Source organism: Amycolatopsis sp. FU40 (assembly GCF_021903635.1).
In the GTDB taxonomy this organism is placed as follows: domain Bacteria; phylum Actinomycetota; class Actinomycetes; order Mycobacteriales; family Pseudonocardiaceae; genus Amycolatopsis; species Amycolatopsis dendrobii.
The window spans coordinates 2,510,395-2,530,960 of the sequence record NZ_CP091381.1; the positions used below are offsets into that span (position 1 = coordinate 2,510,395).

General features: G+C 70.3%; 18 protein-coding genes. 8 read left to right on the forward strand and 10 right to left on the reverse strand.

From position 1 onward, the window contains the following. Positions 1–64 precede the first annotated feature (64 nt). Complete coding sequence (locus tag L3Q65_RS12470) at positions 65–1,051, reverse strand: LuxR C-terminal-related transcriptional regulator (protein ID WP_237599708.1); 987 nt, start codon at positions 1,049–1,051, stop codon at positions 65–67. A 182-nt stretch (positions 1,052–1,233) separates the two neighbouring features. On the opposite strand from L3Q65_RS12470, the gene L3Q65_RS12475 reads away from it, so the two are divergent. Beyond that, on the forward strand, positions 1,234–2,400 hold the full coding sequence (locus tag L3Q65_RS12475; RefSeq protein ID WP_182889432.1) for a glycosyltransferase: 1,167 nt from the start codon (positions 1,234–1,236) through the stop codon (positions 2,398–2,400). 6 nt (positions 2,401–2,406) lie between these two features. On the opposite strand, the gene L3Q65_RS12480 is transcribed toward L3Q65_RS12475, so the two are convergent. Next, entirely contained in the window at positions 2,407–3,201 is a 795-nt protein-coding gene (locus L3Q65_RS12480; RefSeq protein WP_237599709.1) for an IclR family transcriptional regulator, read from the reverse strand. A gap of 104 nt (positions 3,202–3,305) precedes the next feature. Between L3Q65_RS12480 and L3Q65_RS12485 the strand changes: the two genes are divergently transcribed. The 6 genes from L3Q65_RS12485 to L3Q65_RS12510 all read left to right on the forward strand — a co-directional run bounded on the left by L3Q65_RS12485 (position 3,306) and on the right by L3Q65_RS12510 (position 9,710). Beyond that, positions 3,306–4,256: a DUF1177 domain-containing protein gene (locus L3Q65_RS12485; RefSeq protein ID WP_182889430.1), complete on the forward strand. Its 951-nt coding sequence runs from the start codon at positions 3,306–3,308 to the stop codon at positions 4,254–4,256. Then, a complete protein-coding gene (locus tag L3Q65_RS12490) occupies positions 4,253–5,593 on the forward strand; it encodes a cytosine permease (RefSeq protein WP_237599710.1) in 1,341 nt (446 codons plus the stop codon). Before L3Q65_RS12485 ends, L3Q65_RS12490 begins: the two co-directional genes overlap by 4 nt. Then, on the forward strand, positions 5,590–6,879 hold the full coding sequence (locus L3Q65_RS12495) for a M20/M25/M40 family metallo-hydrolase (protein ID WP_237599711.1): 1,290 nt from the start codon (positions 5,590–5,592) through the stop codon (positions 6,877–6,879). The genes L3Q65_RS12490 and L3Q65_RS12495 overlap by 4 nt, the downstream gene beginning before the upstream one ends. Positions 6,880–6,908: 29 nt before the next feature. Beyond that, on the forward strand, positions 6,909–7,643 hold the full coding sequence (pepE, locus tag L3Q65_RS12500; RefSeq protein WP_182889427.1) for a dipeptidase PepE: 735 nt from the start codon (positions 6,909–6,911) through the stop codon (positions 7,641–7,643). 245 nt (positions 7,644–7,888) lie between these two features. Beyond that, positions 7,889–9,169 carry an MFS transporter gene (locus L3Q65_RS12505; protein ID WP_237599712.1) on the forward strand — a complete coding sequence of 427 codons (1,281 nt, stop codon included), beginning with the start codon at positions 7,889–7,891 and terminating at the stop codon, positions 9,167–9,169. 22 nt (positions 9,170–9,191) lie between these two features. Continuing rightward, positions 9,192–9,710: a MarR family winged helix-turn-helix transcriptional regulator gene (locus tag L3Q65_RS12510; RefSeq protein ID WP_237599713.1), complete on the forward strand. Its 519-nt coding sequence runs from the start codon at positions 9,192–9,194 to the stop codon at positions 9,708–9,710. 104 nt (positions 9,711–9,814) lie between these two features. Here the strand turns inward: L3Q65_RS12510 and tcuA are convergent, their stop codons facing one another. From tcuA to L3Q65_RS12525, 3 genes are all read right to left on the reverse strand, one after another. Beyond that, on the reverse strand, positions 9,815–11,308 hold the full coding sequence (gene tcuA / locus L3Q65_RS12515) for an FAD-dependent tricarballylate dehydrogenase TcuA (protein ID WP_182889426.1): 1,494 nt from the start codon (positions 11,306–11,308) through the stop codon (positions 9,815–9,817). Then, on the reverse strand, positions 11,305–12,708 hold the full coding sequence (locus L3Q65_RS12520; RefSeq protein WP_237599714.1) for an MFS transporter: 1,404 nt from the start codon (positions 12,706–12,708) through the stop codon (positions 11,305–11,307). Before L3Q65_RS12520 ends, tcuA begins: the two co-directional genes overlap by 4 nt. 71 nt (positions 12,709–12,779) lie before the next feature. Next, positions 12,780–13,955, reverse strand: coding sequence for a PrpF domain-containing protein (locus tag L3Q65_RS12525; protein ID WP_237599715.1), 1,176 nt, complete (start codon positions 13,953–13,955; stop codon positions 12,780–12,782). A 108-nt stretch (positions 13,956–14,063) separates the two neighbouring features. Here L3Q65_RS12525 and L3Q65_RS12530 point away from each other — a divergent pair, with 108 nt between their 5' ends. Next, complete coding sequence (locus tag L3Q65_RS12530) at positions 14,064–14,978, forward strand: LysR family transcriptional regulator (RefSeq protein ID WP_182889424.1); 915 nt, start codon at positions 14,064–14,066, stop codon at positions 14,976–14,978. A gap of 67 nt (positions 14,979–15,045) precedes the next feature. Here L3Q65_RS12530 and L3Q65_RS12535 read toward each other — a convergent pair whose 3' ends face one another. The 5 genes from L3Q65_RS12535 to L3Q65_RS12555 all read right to left on the reverse strand — a co-directional run bounded on the left by L3Q65_RS12535 (position 15,046) and on the right by L3Q65_RS12555 (position 20,539). Further along, positions 15,046–16,251 carry a CdaR family transcriptional regulator gene (locus L3Q65_RS12535; RefSeq protein ID WP_182889423.1) on the reverse strand — a complete coding sequence of 402 codons (1,206 nt, stop codon included), beginning with the start codon at positions 16,249–16,251 and terminating at the stop codon, positions 15,046–15,048. Positions 16,252–16,404: 153 nt separating this feature from the next. Continuing rightward, positions 16,405–16,770, reverse strand: a complete 366-nt coding sequence (locus L3Q65_RS12540) for a RidA family protein (RefSeq protein WP_237599716.1) — start codon at positions 16,768–16,770, stop codon at positions 16,405–16,407. 108 nt (positions 16,771–16,878) lie between these two features. Then, positions 16,879–18,102, reverse strand: coding sequence for an FAD-binding oxidoreductase (locus L3Q65_RS12545; RefSeq protein ID WP_182889523.1), 1,224 nt, complete (start codon positions 18,100–18,102; stop codon positions 16,879–16,881). A 5-nt stretch (positions 18,103–18,107) separates the two neighbouring features. Then, a complete protein-coding gene (locus L3Q65_RS12550; protein WP_182889421.1) occupies positions 18,108–19,094 on the reverse strand; it encodes a dipeptidase in 987 nt (328 codons plus the stop codon). Continuing rightward, positions 19,091–20,539, reverse strand: coding sequence for an amidohydrolase family protein (locus tag L3Q65_RS12555; RefSeq protein ID WP_182889420.1), 1,449 nt, complete (start codon positions 20,537–20,539; stop codon positions 19,091–19,093). The genes L3Q65_RS12550 and L3Q65_RS12555 overlap by 4 nt, the downstream gene beginning before the upstream one ends. Between the last annotated feature and the right edge of the window lie 27 nt (positions 20,540–20,566).

Below are 20,566 nucleotides of genomic sequence, written 5' to 3' on the forward strand. Positions count from 1 at the left end.
CGAACAAGGGCGGGGCTGACGGGTGACCTCGCGCGCGGCGTGCCGACGTCTGCCGGCGGCTTCGTCAGCTGGTGATCGCCGCGACGAGTTCGTCCCGGCCACCGGCGGCTGTCTTGCGGAAGACTGCCTTCAGGTGCTCGTTCACGGTGTGCACCGACAGGCCGAGACTCCGGGCGATGTGCTTGGCTGCCGCGCCCTCGCACAGCTGGTGGACTATCTGGCGCTCGCGGGGAGTGAGGCTGTACCAGTCGCAGAACGACGGCAGCAGCCGCTTGCCGGTAAGCGCTTCGATCACTACGGCCACGTCGCCGGAGTCATCGTCGAGAGGTTGTGCGTGGCAGCCGACCCACCGGCCGTGGCTGGCGGCGGGCGCGGCCAGCACGGGGCGGCGGGCGTGCGGGTCGTTCAGGCGCCGACGGGTTTGCAACGACAACCCGGCCAAGTGCGCGGCATCGGTGAAGTCCGGTGTGCGGCGGCTGGTTCGCAGATGTTCCCGCCAGGCGTAGGCCTCGGGTGTGGCCGCGCGCATCCGGTGGTCCGGGCCCACGATGATCACTCCAGGAGCCAGCATCGGCGCCCGCGGCGCCAGCGGCCCCGCAGTGACGTACTGGCGTAGAACGCGCGCCAGCGCCGGGCCCAGCCGGACTGCGCGGCGTGCGTCCTCGGCGTCGAATTGCCTGCCGCCGTGGGAGCGCAGCAACTCCAGCGTGCCCCAGGCACCCCGGCGGTCCCGGATCGGGACCAGCAGTTCACTGCCGACGCCGTACGCGCGGTACAAGTCGTCGCCCGGCACCTGCGGCGCGCTCTGGTTGCCGCAGGCGTACGCACGGTGCAGCAGCGCCAATCCGAGGCCAGGGTCGAACTTGTGCCAGAAGCTGAAGGCCGCCGGTCCGAACTCGGCTGCTGGGTTCGTCGCGGCTACGCGCAACGCGTCGTGCGCTACCAGCGGCACCAGAGCGCGGGACAACGCTTCTGCCACCGCGTCCGAGCTCGCGCCTTGCTCGACCGCCTCGTGCACGGTGCCCAGCGAACACTCCGCCACCTCGCCCATGCGACCAAGCGTGGTCGCATCGCACCGGACCGGCAACAAAGTTTTCCGCGGACCTCTCTCGAAACAACCGAACGTGTTGGCACCCCCTAATTCTTGGTATGCCGCGGCGCGCCGGAACTGTGCCAGCCTGACGAGCTGGGCCGCCTTCGTTGAAGGCGACTGAACTCTGGAGGAGTCTTCCGATGCGTGTCCTGCTGACCGGTTTGCCGATCCGCTCGCATCTCGTACCGGCCCTCGTCCCGATGGCGAACGCGCTGCGCCGGGCCGGGCACGAGGTCGCGATCGCCACCGGCGGCGCGATGCGTGCGGAACTCGAACGGCTCGGCGTTCCGGTGCTGGTGCTGCCGGAGGTCCTGGCACCCGAAGAGATCCAGCCGGAAACGATAGGCATGCCTCAAGAACAGCTGCGCGGGTGGTGCCCCGAGCTATCCGGTCCGATCAGCGTTCCGCTGTTCCACGAAGGCATGACCGCGACCTTCACCGCGAACCTGCTCGACGTCGCGGAGCCGTGGCGCCCGGACGTGATCGTCCGGGAGACCAACGAGTACGGCGGCTTCCTTGCCGCCGAGATACTCGGCGCCGAACTGGCGGTGCTCGACATCGCGCCGCTGATCGTGCGACTGGTGCCGGATCTCGTCAAACGGCTCAACGTCGTGCGCGCGAAGTTCGGCCTCCCCGCGATCGCGTCCCTGGCTCCGGCGTACGGGAGGATCGTCGCGGGCCTGCTGCCCGAATCGTGGTACCCGCAAGGGTCGCGGACCTCCCGGCACCGCTGCTACCGCTTGCCCGACCAGTCCGGCGATCCGCTCGACGCCTCAATCGCGGAGTTGCCCGCCGACGCGCCGCTGGTGCTGATGAGCCTTGGCTCCAACGTGCGCACGCTGCTGTCCGCCGAATCGCGCCTGCTGACGATCGCAGCCGAAGCACTGGGCAGGTTGCCGATCCGCGCCGTCGTCGCGCTCGGCCACGACCCGGCGGCCTGGACTGGCCCGCGCCCGGCGAACGTGTGCTTCGTGCCATACGTGCAGCAACAATTGCTGCTGGGCGCGTGCGACGTCTTCCTCACCCACGCTGGGTTCAGCGGGATCCGGGAAGCGCTCTCCCGCGGCGTGCCGATGACGGCCTTGCCGCTATTCGCCGACCAGCCCGCCAACGCCGCCCGCGTCGAAGAGCTGGGAGCGGGCATCCAGGTGGACACTGCGGGGCTGACCCCGGACAAGCTGGCCTCCGCGCTCAGCCAGGTCATGGACAAACCGTCCTGCCGGCTCGCCGCGCGCGGACTGCAACGCCAGATCCTCGCCCTGCCTTCGCTCGACCGATTCGCTGCTGACCTTGAAGGACTGCGCTGAGGCGGTTCACCGCCGAGGAACCGGCCGGGAGAGCCGCAGTTCGATCAAATCCGCGCCGCGCCGCAAAAGCTCCACCCACTGCTCCGGATCGTGCTCAAAGCGCGAGGAAGACCACCCCACGGACAAGCTCCCGTACGGTTCCCCGCGCAAGAACACCGGCACCGCGAGCGTCGCCACCCCGGTGTCGTACTCGCCGGTCGTGAACGCCCAGCCTCGCTGAGCGACCTCGGCCAGCTGCTCCCGCAGGACGGCGAGGTCGGTGACCGTATCCGGGGTGAACCGGGCCATCGGGCGGTCGGCGAACAGGCGGTCGCGCTCTTCCTCGGGCAGGAACGCGAAGTACGCCTTGCTGGTCGCGCCCGCGTGCGCCGGGTACAGCTCGCCGACCAGCGAATAGCCGCGCAGGCGGCCGTCCGCGCCTTCGGCGGCCAGCACGCACCGGGTGTGCGCGCCGTCGGGCAGGGACAGCAGGGCGGCGTGTCCGGTCTGGGCGGCGAGATCCGACAGGACCGGGATCACCAGCAGGTCCAGCGCCCCGGCCCGGTCCCACAAGCGGCCAAGGTGGAGAGCGGCCGGGCCGATCCGGTACTTGCGGGTGCTGTCGTCGCGGACGAGGAAACCGCGGTGGGCCAGCACGGCCAGGAGCCGCTGGGCGATCGACGTGTGCAGCCCGAACTCGCGGGCCACCGCGGTGACGCCCCATTCCGGGCGGGTGCGGTCGAACGCGAGCAGCACTTGCAGTGCGCGGTCCGCGGTCTGCGGCAGGCCGGGCGGGGTGGCGCGGTCGTCGGGGTCCGGCATCCGGCCATTGTGCGAATAACGGGAAATGTTTGTAAAGCCGGGGCGCCCGGACGGAATCTGGTCGGACCAATCCCCGGCGGCCTTGAACTCTCCAGAGGAACCACATGCTCAAACACGTCCTGGAACTGCTCGAAATCCTCGACGACCCGGCGGTGACCGGGAAAGAGGTCGTCGCCTACCTCGACGCCGTCGCCGGCGCGGACGGCAGCGGCGCGGAGATCACGACGGTGCCCGGCCCCGCCGGGAAGACCGATTTCGTCCGGGTGCGCGTGTCCGGCAGCCGCGGCCGCACGGCGGGCGGCGACGCGCCCACGCTCGGTGTGGTGGGGCGGCTCGGCGGGGTCGGCGCCCGGCCGGAGGTGACCGGGTTCGTGTCCGACGGGGACGGCGCCGCCGCGGCGCTCGCCGCTGCCGCCAAACTGCTGTCGATGCGGGCGCGCGGGGACGTGCTGGCCGGCGACGTGCTGATCGGGACGCACATCTGCCCGGACGCGCCGACCCTGCCGCACGATCCGGTGCCGTTCATGAACTCGCCGGTCGACATCGCCACGATGAACAGCTACGAGCTGTCCGACGAGATGGCCGCCGTGCTGTCGATCGACACCACCAAGGGCAACCGGGTGATCAACCACCGCGGGCTCGCCCTTTCCCCGACCGTGCGCAGCGGCTACATCCTGCGGGTCTCCGAGGGCCTCGGCGAACTGCTGGAAGCGGTGACCGGTGCGCCGCTGGTGACCTACCCGATCACCACGCAGGACATCACGCCCTACGGCAACGGCGTCTACCACCTGAACTCGATCCTGCAGCCGGCGACCGCGACGGACGCGCCGGTCGCCGGGCTGGCGATCACCTCGGCGGCGACGGTGGCGGGCTGCGCGACCGGGGCCAGCCACGAGACGGACATCGCGGCCGCCGCGCGCTACGCGGTCGAGGTCGCCAAGCAGTTCGGCGCGGGCGCGCTGCACTTCCACGACGAGACGGAATTCGCCAATCTGCAAGCCCGCTACGGCTCGATGGCGCACCTGCAGACGCTGGGCACGGAGGTGGCCGGATGAGCACCGCGACGACAACCGCGAAGCACGCGAAGAAGCGGATCGGCAACGACGACTACTCGCTGCGCCGCGTCCCCGAAAGCGCCCGTTACGGGTTCGGTTCGATGCTGCTGCAGTGGCTCGCGCAGTCCGGCTCGCTGTCGCAGTTCGTGCTCGGCGCGACGCTCGGCGTGGGAATGCGGTTCTCCGACGCGTTCTGGGCGTTCACCCTCGGCGCGGTGATCCTGGAGGTGGTGATCTTCCTGATCGGCCTCGCCGGCCAGCGCGAGGGGCTCACCATGACCATGCTGACCCGGTTCACCGGATTCGGCCGCAACGGCTCCGCGCTGGTGAGCCTGGTGATCGCGATCAGCCTGGTGGGCTGGTTCGGCGTGCAGAACGGCATCTTCGGCAAGAGCATGCACGCCCTCGTCGGCGGGCCGCCGTGGCTGTGGTGCGCGGTGTCCGGCGTGGTCCTGACGCTGCTGGTGATCTACGGCTTCAAGTACATGATGTGGCTGGCGAAGGTCGCGGTGCCGCTGTTCTTCGGCCTCGTAGCGTGGAGCGTCGTCTCGACCCTGTCCGACCACTCGGTGGGCGCGCTGATGTCGGCCGCGCCGACCGCGACGGCGATCTCCATCCCGGCCGCGGCGACGATCATCGCGGGCGGCTACATGACCGGCGCCGTCGTCGCCCCGGACATGACCCGGTTCAACCGCAAGGGCTGGCACGTCCTGCTGCAGAGTTCCGCGTCGATCGTGCTGTCGGAGTACATCGTCGGCATGACCGGCGTGCTGCTCGGGCACCTCGTCGGCAGTTCCGACGTCACGCACATCGTGCTGTCCACGTCGGGCTTCGTCGGGCTGATCGTGGTGGTGCTGGCGACCGCGAAGATCAACGACTGGAACCTCTACGGCTCTTCGCTGGGCGTGGTCAACTTCGTGCGGACCGTGTTCGGCCGCCCGCTGCACCGCGGCGTCGTCACGCTGGTGATCGGGATCGCCGGGACGGTGCTGTCCGCGATCGGGTTCCTGCAGCACTTCACCGCGTTCCTGTCGGTGCTGGGCGTCGCGATCCCGCCGGTGGGCGGGATCATCGTGGCCGAGTACTTCCTGGTACGCCGGCTTTCCACGCCGCTGCGAGAGACGCGCGCCGCCGGACGGGTCCCAGCGACGATGCCGGTGTGGGTGCCCGCGACGATCGCGGTCTGGGCAGTGGCGTTCTGCGTCGGCGAGTTCGTGCACTGGGGCATCCCCGCGCTGAACTCGCTGCTGACCGCCGCGATCCTGTACACGGTGCTGGGCAAGGCCGGGCTGATCCGGCCGGTGGGCTCGGCGGAACTGGAGGAGGTGGCCCGGTGACCGGTGCGCAGGACGAGGTGGTCGACCTCTGCCGGGACCTGATCCGGATCGACACGTCCAACCCGGGCGCGGCCGAGCGGCCGGCCGCCGAGTACGTCGCGGAGAAACTCTCCGACGCCGGGCTGGAACCGACGTTGGTGGAAAGCGCGCCCGGCCGGGCCAGCGTGTTCGCCCGGCTGTCCGGAGTGGACTCGTCGCGGCCCGCGCTGCTCCTGCACGGACATCTGGACGTGGTGCCCGCCGACGCCGACGAGTGGAGCGTCCCGCCGTTCTCCGGCGAGATCGCCGACGGCATGCTGTGGGGCCGCGGCGCGATCGACATGAAGGACTTCGACGCGGCGATTCTCGCGCTGGCGCGGCAGTTCGGCCGCACCGGCGAGAAACCCGCGCGCGACATCGTGTTCGGCTTCCTCGCCGACGAGGAGGGCGGCGGGAAATTCGGCTCGCACTGGCTGGCCGAGAACCGCCCGGACCTGTTCGACGGCGTGGGCGAGGCGATCACCGAGGGCGGCGGGGTGTCGTTCGACCTCGGCAACGGCAGCAGGCTGTACCCGATCGAGTGCGCGCAGCGCGGGCAGGCATGGCTGCGGCTGACCGCCGCCGGCCGGGCCGGGCACGGTTCCTCGCCGAACGACGAGAACGCGGTCACCGATCTCGCCGAATCGCTCGCCCGGATCGGGCGGCACCGGTTCCCGGTCCGGCTGATCGAACCGGTGCGGGCGCTGCTGGAGCGCGCGGCGGAGCTGCTCGGCGTCCCGTTCGATCCCTCCGATGTGGACGGAAGCCTGGCGCGGATGGGCCGGGTGGGGGAGCTGGTGAACGTGATCCTGCGCAATTCGGCGAACCCGACCATGATCTCCGGCGGGTACCAGGTCAACGTCATCCCCGGCCGGGCCACCGCCGCGGTCGACGGCCGGTTCCTGCCCGGGTACGAGCAGGAGCTGCTGGACACGATCGACGAGCTGCTCCTGCCGTCGGTGCGCCGCGAGTTCATCCATCGCGACATCGCCATGGAGAGCGGCTTCGACGGCCCCCTGGTGGACGCCATGTGCGCGGCCGTCACCGCGGAGGATCCGGACGGCCACCCCACGCCGTACTGCAACGCGGGCGGCACCGACAACAAGGCGCTGTCCGGGCTCGGCATCCGCGGCTTCGGGTTCAAGGCGCTGCGCGTCCCGCCGGAACTGCCCTACAACCGGCTGTTCCACGGCGTGGACGAACGGGTGCCGGTGGAGTCGCTGCGGTTCTCCGTGCGGGTCGTGGACCGGCTGCTGCGGACTTGCTGAACAATGGCGGGCGAACCGAGGAGAATCGCGTGACTGACTTGCTGTTGCTGTCCAATTCGACCAACCACGGCCGCGCTCCGCTGGAGCACGCGCTGGACGCGGTGGCCGAGGTGCTGGACGGGCGTGCCGAGTTGCTGTTCGTGCCGTTCGCGCTGGCCGACCACGACGGCTACACCGAGCGCATCGCCGCGGCGGTGGCGCCGCTCGGGGTGCGGGTGCGCGGGCTGCACACCGCCGACGACCCGGTCGCCGCGGTGCGCTCGGCCCAGGCGGTGTTCACCGGCGGCGGCAATACGTTCCGCCTGCTGGCCGAGCTGTACCGGCGCGGGTTGCTGGCACCGTTGCGGGACCGGGTGTCCGGGGGAATGCCGTACCTCGGCGCCAGCGCGGGCACCAACATCGCCGGGCCCACCGTGCGCACCACCAACGACATGCCGATCGTGGAGCCGCCGAGCCTGACGTCGCTGGGCCTGGTGCCGTTCCAGCTCAACCCGCATTACGTCGACCCCGACCCGGGCAGCACGCACATGGGCGAGACCCGGGAGAAACGGCTCGCGGAATTCCACGAGTGCAACGACATTCCGGTGCTCGGCCTGCGCGAGGGCACGTGGCTGCGGGTCCGGGGCGGCTGGGCGGAGCTGGCGGGGGTGTCGACGAGCGGCGGTGCGCCCGGGCGGTTGTTCCGGCGCGGTGTGCCCGGGGAGGATCTTTCCGGTGATGTGAGCGATCTGCTCGCGCCGGCGAGCGAACCGGTGTGGGGCTGATCGCCCCGCTCCCGCAAACGTACGTGAGGGGACCTTGACGGAATCACATTCCGTCAAGGTCCCCTCACGTACGTTCACCGCGTTGGGCACGGGGGAGAGGACCCTGCCGAGATAGCTTGACATAAGCATCTTAGGACAAAGATACTTCCGGGCGACCCCGCCGGCCGAGGCGGCCGGTCTGGCGGCGCGGCGGGTCCGCGCGGTCCGGGCCGCCTCGCGATGGTCCGGCCCGGAAAGGAACCGCGGTGACCGTGCCGACCGAAGACCGGCGTCCCGGCGCGCCGATGACCGCGTGGCTGGGTGTGCTGGCGCTGCTCGTGGTGGTGGCGATCTCGTACATCGACCGGGTCAACGTGTCCGTGCTGATCACCGATCCGGCGTTCGCCCAGCACTTCGGGATCGCGGGCAGCCGGGCGGCGCAAGGCGCTCTGATGACGCTTTTCCTGGCCGGCTACGGAATCGCGGCCATGCTGATCACGCCGTGGTACGAAGCGGTGTTCGGGGTGCGGCGCGGGTTGCTGGTCAGCCTGGCGTGCTGGGCGTTGTTCACCCTCGTGTCCCCGTACGCCGGGAGCGCGCTGCTGCTGCTGACGCTGCGGTTCCTGCTCGGGGCCAGCGAGGGCCCGCTGTTCTCGCTGAAAACCATGTACGTCAAGGACAATTTCGCCGAAGGCGCGTGGGGCAAGCCCAACGCGGTCAGCTCGATGGGCGTTTCCCTTGGCAAGGCGCTGGGCATTCCGGTGATCACCTTCGCTCTCGTGCACTTCGGCTGGCACGGCTCGTTCCTCCTGCTCGCGGCGCTCAACCTGGTGGTCGGGCTGCCGCTGGTCGCCGTGTTCGTCCGAGCCTCGCGACGCCGGACGACCGTCCGCGAGCCGGCCTTGCGGCGGTTCGCGGGAGCGCTGCGCACGCCCAAGCTCGGCTGGATCCTGCTGATCGAGGTGGCGACGCTCGGCTATCTGTGGGGCAGCACGTCCTGGCTGCCGTCGTATTTGCTGCAAGCACGGCATTTCTCGCTGGCGCAGATGAGCGCGCTGTCCGCGCTGCCGTTCGTGGTCAGCCTCGGGTCCGGGTTCCTCGGCGGATGGCTCATCGACCGGATGCCGGGCCGCCGGGCACCGCTCGTGCTCGTGATCGGGAGCATCGGCACCGCACTGTGCGCGACGACCGTGACGTTCGCCGATTCGCGCTGGCTCGCGGCGGCGACCCTGATCCTCGCCAACGCGTTCTGGGGCCTGCAAGGACCCGCGATCCCGACGCTGGTGCAGCAATACGCACCGGCGGGCTCGGTAGGCAGTGCCTACGGAATGATCAACGGGGTCGGCAACCTGGTGTCCGCGCTGCTTCCGGCCTTGATGGGCGTGGCGATCGCGGCGGGCGGCGACCACGGGTTCGCCGCCGGGTACGCACTGCTCGCCGCGACGCAGCTGCTCACGCTGCTCGGTGCCGTCGTGCTGCTCCGCGGTCGCGCTCCGGCCGGGAAACAACCCGCTGCCGCCGATCAGCCCGCGGCGCAGTCCGGTTAGGACGCGGATAGGCTCCGTCCGCATGCCGCGGAACGAGGAGCCGATGACGATGGACCCGGTCGACCAGGTGGTGGCGGACTGGGCACGGCAGCGCCCGGACCTGGACGCCTCTCCGATCGCGATCTTCGGCCGGGTCCGGCGGATCGCCGACCTCGCCGCAGGCGGCCTGCGCGCGTACCTGGCCCCGTACGGCCTGACCCCGGGCGCGTTCGACATCCTGTGCAACCTGCGCCGGGCCGGCCGTCCCTACCGGAAGACGCCGTCCGAACTGGCTGCCTCCTCGTTAGTCACCTCCGGCGCTCTCACCGGACGGCTGGACGCCCTCGAACGCGACGGCCTGATCCGCCGCCGCGACCACCGAGGCGACCGCAGGGTCAGCTACGCCGAACTGACCGCCGCGGGCCGCAAGCTGATCGACCGGGTCCTCGAAGGACATCTCGACCGGGAAGAAGCCCTCCTCGCCAACCTGGACGAAGCGGACCGCAAGGACATCGAACGGGCGCTCGCCCTGCTGGAAAACGCGGTCCGGCGCGGTAGCTGACCGGCCGGACGGCGGGACACCTCCGGTGCCCGCCCCCGCCGACGCCGTTGACGCGGTGAGCCGAGCTGCTGATCGAGCTGGCCTAGGGGAGAACTGTCCGGATGTCAGGCCAGCGAACCCGCGCGGCGGCCGAAGACGACCCCGGCCGCCAGGCCCGAGCCGCCGGGATAGTTGCCGGAGAAGAGGCCGCCGAGCATCTCGCCGCACGCGTACAGCCCGGGGAGCGCGCGGCCGCGCTCGTCGAGGACCCGGCCGTGCGGGTCGCAGTTCAGGCCGCCGAAGGTGAAGGTGATGCCGCAGGTGACCGCATACGCGTAGAAGGGCCCGTCGCTGAGGGGAATCGCCCAGTTGCTTTTCGGCGGCGTCGTGCCGGCTCGGCGGCCGTCTTTGACGTTGGGGTCGAACGGGATCGAAACGTCGATCGAGCGGTTGTAGTCGTTGACGGTCTTGGCGAGGCGTTCGGGGTCGACCCCGATCCGCTCGGCCAGCTCCTCGACGCTGCCGGCGCTTTCGACGGAAACGCCCGGCATGTCGTATTCCTCGGCGCGCAGCATCGGGCGGAGGCCCGCGTCGAAGATCTGATAGGCGACCGAGCCGGGCTGTTCGAGGATTTCCTTGCCGTACTTGGCATAGGTGTAGTTCCGGAAGTCCGCTCCCTCGTCGAGGAACCGTTCGCCGGCGCGGTTGACGATGATTCCGAGCGGATAGCTTTGCCGGGTGAGCCGGTTGGTCAGTTCCCGGTTGGATTCGTTGCCGGGCGTGAAGGCGTCCCACTGGGTGGAGTGACACGACTGCCAGTCGCCGCCCTTGGCCGCGCCGAGCGCGAGCGCGGCGGTGATCATCTGGCCGGTATTGAACGGGGTTCCCCGGACTTTCGCGTTTTCCCAGCCCGGGCCGAGGTGTGCTCGCCGCAGCTCCCGGTTCGCTTCGAAGCCGCCCGCGGCGAGGACGACCGACTCCGCGCGCAGCTCCTGGACGATCCCGTTGTCCTGCCGGACTTTCACTCCGGTCACGGTGCCGTTCTCGGTCAGCAGATCGAAGACGTCCTGTCCGTACCGGACTTCGGTGCCGAGCCGGTCCGCGACCCGGAGGTGGTCATGCATCAGACCCGCCCCGCCGCCGACGTTTCCGACGTGCAGGCCGCCCCAGAACAGGTAAGTGCCGTCGGCGCGTTCGTAAGCTTGCCGTTCGTACATCAGCCGGTACTTCAGGCCGAGGGAGTGCAGCCAGCGCAGGCCGGGCGCCGCCTCGTTGACAAGTGCTTCGGTGAGACCGGGGTCGTTGCGGCCGTTCGTGACTTTCGCCAGGTCCCGGGCGTAATCGGCGGGCGAGTACGGCGGCACGTGCGTGGCGGCATGCCGCTCGTCCGGCTCGATGAAATCGAGGAGATCCGCTAGACCGCGGTGGGCGATCCGCGTGGCTCCGGCGGTGTAGTAGCTGTTTCCGCCGAACTGCGCGCGCGGAGCCTTTTCGAGAAGCACCACTCGGCGGCCGCGCACCGCGGCGGCGTGTGCGGCGGTGAATGCCGCGTTGCCGCCGCCGACGACGATGACGTCAGCGGCTTTTCCGGGAGCAGCGGTTTCGGCAGAGGTGTTCAACGAAGTGTCCCTTCGGCGTTATTGGCGGCGTGTACCGGATTTGCCGCTTCGGCTTGGGCTCCGGTCCGCGCGGACAGCGATTCCAGCGAGCGCTTTCCGGTGCGCGGCCCGAAGAACGCGATCGCCAGCGCGACGATGAGCCAGCAGGCCGCGATGTACACGAACACCGCTTGGTACCCGAGTCCGGCGAAGATCGACGCGACGAGCATCGGGCCGAAGATGTTGGCGAGCCGTCCGGTTCCGTACACCAGCCCGTGTCCGGCGTTGCGCAGCCCGGTGGGGAAAAGTTCCGGGCTGTAGGCGTAGAGCAGGGTCGCGAAGGTCTGGATCAGGAGGTTGACGCAGAACCCGAAGACCACGATGGCGACCGGGTTGAAGGTCAGGCCGTAGGCCAGCCCGCTCGCCGCGGTGGCGAGTGCGGCGACCACGAGCGGAAGCTTGCGGCCGAGCCGGTCGGTCACCGGCCAGGCGAGCAGCGCACCGGGGACCGCGCCGATGGTGGTGAGGGCGGAGAACCCGAGGGATTTGGCGACGCTGAAGCCGTGCTGCGTCAGGAGGGTCGGCACCCAGGCGACGAAACCGTAGAAGCCGAGGGTCTGGAAGATCCATACGACCGCGAGGAACAGGGTGGTGCGGCCGTACGGGCTGGCGAACAGCTGCCGGTAGCCGCTGGGGCCCGCCGGAGCGGCCGGTGCGGACGGGACGTCGGCGATCGGGGGCAACGGCCCGGCCCGCCGCTCCAGCTGGGAGAGGACGGCCTCGGCCGCGGGCAGCCGGTCCTTGTGGACGAGCCAGCGCGGGCTTTCGGGCAAGGCCGCGAGCGCGGGAAGGGCCAGCAGCGCCGCGGAGCCGAGCACGAAGACCAGCCGCCAGGCTCCGGAGCCGAGCGGGACGATGCCGCGCGCCGAGAACGACATGAACGGGATGCCCGCGAGACCGACGGCCATCACGGCCGATTGCATCCGCCCGCGGCGCGCGGCAGGCATGACCTCGGAAATGTAGGTGGTCGCCGCGACCACCATCGCCGACAGACCGACTCCGGTCAGGAACCGGAACACGACGAACGTCGGCACGTTGACCCCGGCCGCGTTGACCAAGGAGAACAGCGAGAACAACGAAGTCGAGCAGAGCAGGGCCCGTTTGCGGCCGATGAGGTCCGAGACCCGTCCGCCGAACGCCGCGCCCACCGCCATGCCCAGGAACGCGGCCGAGGTGACGACCGCGATGTCCCCGACGGAGAATCCGAGGTGCTTGACCAGCGCCGGCGCGACGTAGGCGAAGGTGTTCAGGTCGCCGAATTCGAACAGGAACACGAAGGCCAGGGTGGCCAGTGCGAACTTGTGGGCTCTGGTGATCGGGAGACGGTCCAGTCGGGCGGCCATCGTGAAGGGCGTGAGCACTTCTATCCTCCTTGATAGACGTGGCGTCCCGGTGCCGGGGGAGAGCGGGCTGGCGGCTGCGGGCGCGCAGTTCAGCGTGACACCGCGAGTGCGGCGGCGACAGCGGGACGTTTTTCCAGTTGGTGCAGCGGGCGGCCCGAGAACGGGATGTGCACGACGGCGGTCGCGAGCCTTCGAGCCGCCCGGCGCAAGGAGACCGCCTCGACCGCCCCGTCGGGGGAACGGGTCCAGCGGACCTCGACCACGCCGGCGAGGGTCCCGATGCGCAGCGACTGGCGGCCGTCGCCGACGAGGGAGTGCACGACGCTGCCGTGCGTCGCGGCTGCGGTCGCCACAGCCACCGCTGAGGTCAGTCCGATCGCGGGGTGCGCGGCGTGCATCGAAAGCATGCGGACCGACACGTCGTAGTCCTGTGCGCGGATCAGCTTTCCGTTGGCTGTCCGGTAATCCGCCGCGGGTCCGGCTACTCCGGTCTTGGGCACCGCGTTGGGCGCCGGGCGGCCCGGCGGCACCAACCCGTGCAGGACGGCGCCTGCCGCGCGGAAGGCGGTGAGCATCGGCAGCCGCTCGGCGACCGCTTCGGCGGATTCGGTCGCGGTCATCGCGACGCTGTGCGCGTCGAGGAGGATCGCGGGCGCTCCGGCGTTGACGAGGGTGGCGTCGGCGGTCGTTCCACCGGCGTCGACGACCTGGCTCGGGCGGCGAGTGGGGAACGAACGGTCGAGATCGAACGGGCCGCGGAAGGTCAGTTCCACCGGCACCCCGCCCGATTCGACGCCTGGCACGAGAGTTTTCCCGCTCCGCGGCGCGCGGCCGCCCGGGGTGGCGATCGCGGTCTGCAGCACTGCGCCGGTGTTGAGGTTGCGAAGCCGCACGGTCGTCACCTCGCCCTCGACGGCGACAAGACCTTCCTGCACCGCGTAGAGCCCGACCGCGGTGGCACAGTTTCCGCAGTTGCTGCCCCATTCGACGATCCGTTCGGCGATCCCGACCTGGCCGAAGAGGTACTCGACGTCGGCGCCGGGTCCGGTCGCACGGGAGACGACCGCTGCTTTCGACGTGGTCGACGTCGCTCCGCCCACGCCGTCGATCTGCCGGAGATCGCCGGAGCCGAGCGCGCTGGCGAGCACGACGTCGAGATCGAGCGGCAGGGCCGTCACCGCGTCCGCGGCGAAGATCCAGCACTTGCTCGTGCCTCCGCGCATCCACGCACCCGCCAGATCGACCGTGCTCGCTTGGGGATTCACCTCGAACTCCTTCGGTTGGCGGCTTCCCGAGCAAGCGTGCGGCACCGCCTCGGTTCAAACCAGCTAAAGTTGCTCAAGGTGCCTTTAGCTGAGCTGTAGGCTGCGGGGATGAGGATGGACATCCGGCGGATGCTCGTGCTGGTCGAGGTTTCCCGCACGGGCTCGCTGACCGCGGCGGCGGAGAGCCTCAGCTACACGGTTTCCGCGGTTTCGCAGCAGATCGGGCAGCTGGAGGACGAGGCAGGGCAGCCGCTGATCGAGCGACGGCCGCGGGGCGTGACGCTCACCGAGGCAGGCCGCGCCGTGGTGCGCCACGCGGAGAAGATCGAGCGGATCGTGTCGGCGGCGCACGAGGAACTGCGCGACCTCGCCGGGCTGAACACCGGGACGTTGCGGCTCGGCACGGTCCCGACGGTGACCGAATCGTTCCTGCCCGCGGCGATCTCCGCGTTCCGCGCGCACCATCCGGGAGTCGACCTGCGGATCCACAGCGCCCAGCTGTCCGGCCTCGAGCATCTCCTCGAATCGCGCGAAATCGAACTGGCCATCACCTGGGACCGCGAGCGGCCCGCCGACGGACCCGGGAAAAGCCTGACCAGCGAACTGATCTTCCGCGATCCGAGCGTGCTGCTGGTGCCCTCCAGCCACCGCCTGGCCGCCCGGTCGTCGGTCCGGATGGAAGAACTCCGGCACGAGCCGTGGATCATCCGCACCTCGCCGAACGTCCTCGCGCTGCTCAACGCTGCCTGCGAAGCTGCGGGCTTCGAACCCATCGTCACCTTCGAAGCGCGCAGCTACCAGGAAGCACAGGCGATGGTCGCGGTCGGCATGGGCATCGCGTTGGTGCCCCGGCTGTCGCTCTACAGCCTCCGCGACGACATCCGGGTCCTGACCGCGGTCTCGCCGCGCCCGCCGAGCCGCCGGATCGTGCTCGCCCATCGACGCGGGGAACGGCTTTCTCCCGCCGGATCGGCAATGCGGAAGCTGCTGATCGAGACCGGCCGCGCCTGGGCGCCCGCGTAGCCAGGGTTTCAGCGGCGGCGGATCCGACTGCGCACGGGATGCGGGCTCGCTTCTCCGCCGGGAGTGGTCAACCGTCGCCGAGGAGCCGTGCCGCCTTGATGCCGAGGTGCAGGACGAGGCGGCGTTCCCCGTCGCTCAGGTTGAAGCCGGTGAGTTCCTCGATTCGGCGCAGCCGGTAGTAGACCGTCGCCCGGTGCACGCCGAGCCGCTCGGCCACCGCGCGAGTGTCGCCCGCGCGGTCGAGGAACGTCTCCGCGGTGAGGAGGAGTTCGGGATCGGCGCCGACGAGCGCGGCGATCGCCTGTTCAGCCCCCATGCCGCGGAGCTGTTCGCGCGGCTGGGCGGCCAGCAAGGAGTAGATCCCGAGCGCGTCGTGGCGGGCGACCGGCCGGAACCGGGGGATGACGTCGGCGACCCGGATCGCGTCGAGCGCCTGCCGATACGAGGTCGCGGTGTCGGCCAGCCGCGCGACCGGACGCCCTACCCCGGCGACCACAGCCCGCCAACGGCTGGCGCGTCCCAGCCGCCGCGCCGCTGACTCGCACAGATCGTCCGCGAGCCGGGGGATCCGTTCCATCGCGCGTTGCGTCACGACGAGCAATCCGTGGGCAGGGCGGATGAGGATCATGCTTTCGCGGACCGGTGCCGCGGCGGCCGCCGCGCGCAGTGCTGCGCCGAGCGCCAAGCGGTCGCCGTTGCCGACTTCCTGACTGGCTGCCGGCAACGGCGCGACGACGACGGCGACGACTTCGCCGCGTGCCGCGAAGAGGTCTGATTCGACGAGTCCGTCGGCAGCGAGGACGCGGGCCGCGTGGTCCTCGGACAGCAGGTCCCGGAGGAACTCCCCGACGCGGGCGTCGTGCAGCTCGCCGAGAGCCCGCTCGCGGAAAAGCACCTCAGCGGCTTCGTCCGCCGCGGCGCCGGCGAGAGCGAGCCCGGCGTCGTTCACTGGTTCGCCCGCGTCGATGAGCCACAGATAGCCGAACTGCACGCCCTGGAACCGGATCGGGATGGCGACCCGCGGCAGCAGGTCGAACTCCGCGGCCGCGGGTAGGCGTACCGGTCCGTCAGCGCGGGGAAGCCGAAACCGCCGCAGCCAGGCGACGGCCTCCGGCGGAGCCTCGCGGTCCAGAATCACCCGCGCCCGCATGTCGTCGATCGGACCGGCCTGCGCGCTGTAGGCGAGCAACCGGAAATGGACGTCGTCGACCGCGACCGCCCGGCCCAGCTGCCGAGCGAGCGCGTCCACGACCCGCTGCAGGTCCTCGCTCACCGAACCGCGTTCAGCCGCATCGCGCGCCGTACCTTCCTTGTCCGCGGCGCCGCTCCGGCACCATCGGGTTCGCCGCTGAATGTAACCCGGCCGGGCCCGTCGCTCAGCTCGCTCCGCCGGTCAATGACAAAACCGGCGGCAAGGCGTTGCCGTTCACGGGGTACCGTCGAGCCAAGCGACCACATCGAGCTCGACGCGAAAGGGTGCGACCAGTTGCGCGCCGATGGTCGTGCGGGCAGGGCGCGTGCCGGGGAACTCTCCGGTCCAGACCTCGTTGTAGCGGGGGTAGTCCTCGAGATCGGCGAGATACGCGGTGACCTTGAGGACGTCGTCGGGCCGCGCGCCCGCCTCGGCGAGCACCCGCCGGACGTTCGCGAAGGCGGTGCGGGCCTCGTCGTGGAACGTCCCGGACACCGGACGCCAGTTCTCGTCGACCCCGACCTGGCCGGACAGCAACAGCAGATTGCCCTGCCTGCGGAACGCCGGCGCGGGCGGCGGGGTGAACGCGTCATGACTCATCGAAGCCTCCTGGCGAGCGGCGGATCGCCGCTGTGATCGTCTGCTGGCGCAGGCCCGGGGCGAGCGCTCGACCGAGCATTCCGGGTCGGCGGCTCCGGCCCAAGCCGTTCAACTGCGGCGGAGCGGATCGAACGGGACGAGCTCGGGCGCGCCGGCGCCGGTCATGATCTGCCTTGCGAGCAGCTTCCCGGTGATCGGACCCAGCGTCAGGCCCCACATGCCGTGGCCGCCCGCGACCTGGACGCCGGGGATCTTGGCCGCGCCGATCACCGGAAGTCCGCAGGGCGTCAGCGGCCGGGACCCGGACCAAGGTTCGCGCACGTCGTCCCAATCCGCGTCGAGCAGGGGGCGGATCGAGCGCAGGACGGCGTCGAGGCGGCTGCCGTCGAAGGGCGCGTCCCGGGCGGCGATCTCCATGACGCCGGTGATCCGGACCCGGTCCCCGTACGGCGTGAGCGTCGCTCGGGCACCGGGCAGGTAGACCGGACCCGCGAGCGGTTCGGCCAGCCGCACGCTGCACGAGTAGCCGCGTCCGGCCTGCACTGGCATCCGCACCCCCGACCGGCGTCCGAGTTCCGGCAACCACGCCCCCGTCGCGAGCACGACAGCGTCGGCCCGGTGCGGCGGCCCCGCCCAGGTATCCGCCTGCAGCCCGCGCGGCCCGAATCCGATCGCCCGCACGCGGGCGCCCTCGACGATCTCGCCGCCCCGCTCGCGCACTGACGCGGCGAGCGCGTCAAGGAACGTGCCCGGTGCGAGGAACCGCTGCCCTTCCAGATGCAGCACCTGCGCGATCCGGCCGGAGAACGGAGCCTCGTGCCCCGTCGTGGTCCGGTAGGACATCTCCTGTCCGGAGGCACGGGCGAGGGCCAGTTCATGCTCGAGCCCGGCGGTGTCCTGTCCCGCGGTGAACCCGATCCGAATTGTCTGCTCGTGGATTTCCGCGGCGACCCCGCCCTTGGCCAGTTCGTCGAAAGCGCTGAGGCTGCGTGCCGCCAATGGTCCGAGCGCGGCCATTCCCCGCCGCCATCGAGCGGCTGTCGCGTTCCGGGCGAACCCGGTCAGGAATGCCATGGTCGCCGCCGACAGCCGTGCGCTCACCGAGACCGGCGAGCCGGGAGTGAGCAAGCTTCGCACGCCCTCGCGCAGCAGCGCCGGCTCCGCGAGCGGTGCCACCATGGCAGGCACAAGGTAGCCGGCATTGCCCCAAGAGGCGCCCGCCCCCACTTCCGACCGCTCCAGGACAGTGACCTCCGCGCCGTGCTTCTGCAAAAACCACGCGCACGAAAGCCCGACGACGCCGGCGCCCACGACCACCACGCGCCGAGGCATCCGGTTCACTGCCACACCTTCTCCGCCACCCGAAGGAAGTTCCCGCCGAGAATCCCCGCGACGGCCCCCGGCGCGTGGCCGCGGTCCAGCAGAGCCGCGGCGATGGCGGGCAGCCGCTCGGGCTCGACGAACTCCAGCCGTTCCCACCGCGAGTAGCTCGGCGGGAACAGTTCGGGATTCGCGGCCAGTTCGGCGTTGAGATCGTCTTCGGCGAAGCAGTAGTCCAGCCCGAGGCCTACGTGTTCCCAGCCGACCAGCTCCACGGCGTGGTCGATGTGGCGGACGAGTGTCTCGGTGCTCGCGTCGTTGGCCCCCAGGAACATCCCGACGCCGTTGATCCCGACGACGCCGCCGGTGGCCGCGCAGGCGAGCATCTGGTCGTCCCATACGTTCCGCTCGTGATCGTGCACCGCGCGAGCGGCCGTATGGGACAACACCACCGGTGCCGTCGACGCGGCGAAGAGGTCCATCGACGTCCGGTACGAGCAGTGCGCGGCATCGACCGTCATTCCCACCCGGTTCATCTCGGCCACCACCTCGCTGCCGAACCTCGTCAGGCCGCCGTCGGACTCGTCGTGGCAGCCCGAACCGGCGGCGTTGCGGTGGTTGTAGGTCAGCACCATGGTGCGCACCCCCAGGTCGTAATAGGTCTGCACCAGCTCGATCCGCTCGTCCAGCGGACGGGTGTCTTCCAGGTCGAACGCGACCGCGAGCCGTCCGGTGGCCTTGGCCGCGCGCACGTCCCCGGCCGTGCGGGCCAGGAGGTAGCGGTCGGGCCTGGCAAGCAACTGGCGGCGGAACCCGGACAGCACTCGGATCGTGTCCGCTATGCCGTGCGGAGCGTAACCGGCGTTCACCGACACGAACGACGCTCCCGCCTCGGCGTACCGCCACAGGGCGTCGACGTCGGCGTCCGGGTCGAGAGGAAGACAGCAGTGCTGTTCCCATACCGGTGCCTTGGCGTGGCACGCGGCGGAGTTCGACTGGGTCATCGGTGGTTTCCGTTCGCGCAAGCGGGGCAGCCAGGCATGCGTGCGCCGTGCTGGAGGGCTTTCTTGTAGCGGGTTTCTTCTTCAAGCGGCGGAGAAAGTTCCGCGGTCAGCAACGGCCGCTGCGGCAGCGCGTCGAGATCGACGATGGCGCCGTCCTTGATGACGGCGTGAATGGTCTGGTAGTTCTTGGCGCTGCGCAAGGGATCCTCGTCGAGCACGACCAGGTCGGCGATCTTGCCTGCTTCGATGGTCCCGAGGTCGTCGTCGACCCGGTAGGCCTCGGCGATGTTGCGGGTCGCCGCGTGCAGCAGCGCCATCGGCGACATGCCCTTTTCCTCCATCGCCCGGAGCCAGACGAAATGACCGGTCGCCAGGCGGCCCAGCGCTTCGTCTTCGGGCAGCCCGTTCCAAGTGCCCTTGATCATCGGCTCGTTCATGACTTCCGGGGCGAAAATGCCGCCGTCGTTGGCGAGCAGGATCGACGCCCCCGAGCCGACGAGGTTGCGGGCGTTGACGTCCGAGGCTTTCCACATCGTCCATTCGTGGTCCGAAACGGACTCGCGGAGAACCTTGAAACCGTTGTCAGTCAACGGGAAGACGACCGCACCGCAGTTCTTCTCGGCGAACAGTTCGAGGGTAGCCCGCGGGATTTCGGCGGGACCCGTCGCGTTGGCGTGCTGCACGAGGTCGCAGCCCGCCTCGATCGCCATCCGCAGGCCCTCGACCGTCGAGGTATGCGACTGCGCGGTCAACCCGGCTCGGTGAGCTTCTTCGACGATGACGCGCTGCGTGCGCTCCGAGAACTGGATGAAGGCCCCGGCAGCGGCCCCGCCGTGCTCGTTCGACGCGTACTTGACGAAGTCCACGCCGCGCCTGAGGTAGGCGCGGACCTCGTTGCCGACCTCCTCGGCCGTCAGCCACATCAGGTGCCGCCCGACGTTCTCCACCCACGCCGCGTTCACCCGGTCGACGAAACGGGAGCTCCCGACACCGGGGATGCGCCGGTCGAAGTCGTCGGAGAACGGTCCGTCGAATCCGATGATGTTGCCCGCACAGCGGATACGGCTGCCGGGCGTCGCGCCCCGGTCGATCCGGTCACGAGCCGCCGTCAGCGCGCGGCGCGGCCCCCAGGTGTCGAACACCGTCGTCAATCCGTTTTTCAGCGCGACCTGCGCGGCCTCGACGATCAAGTCCTCGTAGCGGCCTTCGTATCGGACGAGCGTCTCGAAGAGAACGTTGACGAGGAGATGCACGTTCGCGTTCATCAGCCCGGGGATGAGGAACTTCCCGCTGAAGTCGACGGTCTCGGTTCCCGCGGCGACCGCCAGTTCGTCCGGGCGGCCGATCGCCGCGATGCGGCCGTTCTCGATCAGGATCGCGTGCCCGTCGATGCCCTTGTCGGAAACGCCGTCGATGACGGTCGCACCAGTCAGCAGGAGTGACATCGTCGTCTTCCTTCCGTGGTCCAGCAC

What these genes read in the sequence shown, in the direction of transcription:
- L3Q65_RS12490 (WP_237599710.1), top strand. Translation starts at nt 4,253, where the DNA reads ATGAGCACCGCGACGACAACCGCGAAGCACGCGAAGAAGCGGATCGGC.
- L3Q65_RS12475 (WP_182889432.1), top strand. Translation starts at nt 1,234, where the DNA reads ATGCGTGTCCTGCTGACCGGTTTGCCGATCCGCTCGCATCTCGTACCG.
- L3Q65_RS12555 (WP_182889420.1), bottom strand. Translation starts at nt 20,539, where the DNA reads ATGTCACTCCTGCTGACTGGTGCGACCGTCATCGACGGCGTTTCCGAC.
- L3Q65_RS12485 (WP_182889430.1), top strand. Translation starts at nt 3,306, where the DNA reads ATGCTCAAACACGTCCTGGAACTGCTCGAAATCCTCGACGACCCGGCG.
- L3Q65_RS12510 (WP_237599713.1), top strand. Translation starts at nt 9,192, where the DNA reads ATGCCGCGGAACGAGGAGCCGATGACGATGGACCCGGTCGACCAGGTG.
- L3Q65_RS12470 (WP_237599708.1), bottom strand. Translation starts at nt 1,051, where the DNA reads ATGGGCGAGGTGGCGGAGTGTTCGCTGGGCACCGTGCACGAGGCGGTC.
- L3Q65_RS12540 (WP_237599716.1), bottom strand. Translation starts at nt 16,770, where the DNA reads ATGAGTCATGACGCGTTCACCCCGCCGCCCGCGCCGGCGTTCCGCAGG.
- L3Q65_RS12480 (WP_237599709.1), bottom strand. Translation starts at nt 3,201, where the DNA reads ATGCCGGACCCCGACGACCGCGCCACCCCGCCCGGCCTGCCGCAGACC.
- L3Q65_RS12550 (WP_182889421.1), bottom strand. Translation starts at nt 19,094, where the DNA reads ATGACCCAGTCGAACTCCGCCGCGTGCCACGCCAAGGCACCGGTATGG.
- L3Q65_RS12530 (WP_182889424.1), top strand. Translation starts at nt 14,064, where the DNA reads ATGAGGATGGACATCCGGCGGATGCTCGTGCTGGTCGAGGTTTCCCGC.
- L3Q65_RS12545 (WP_182889523.1), bottom strand. Translation starts at nt 18,102, where the DNA reads ATGCCTCGGCGCGTGGTGGTCGTGGGCGCCGGCGTCGTCGGGCTTTCG.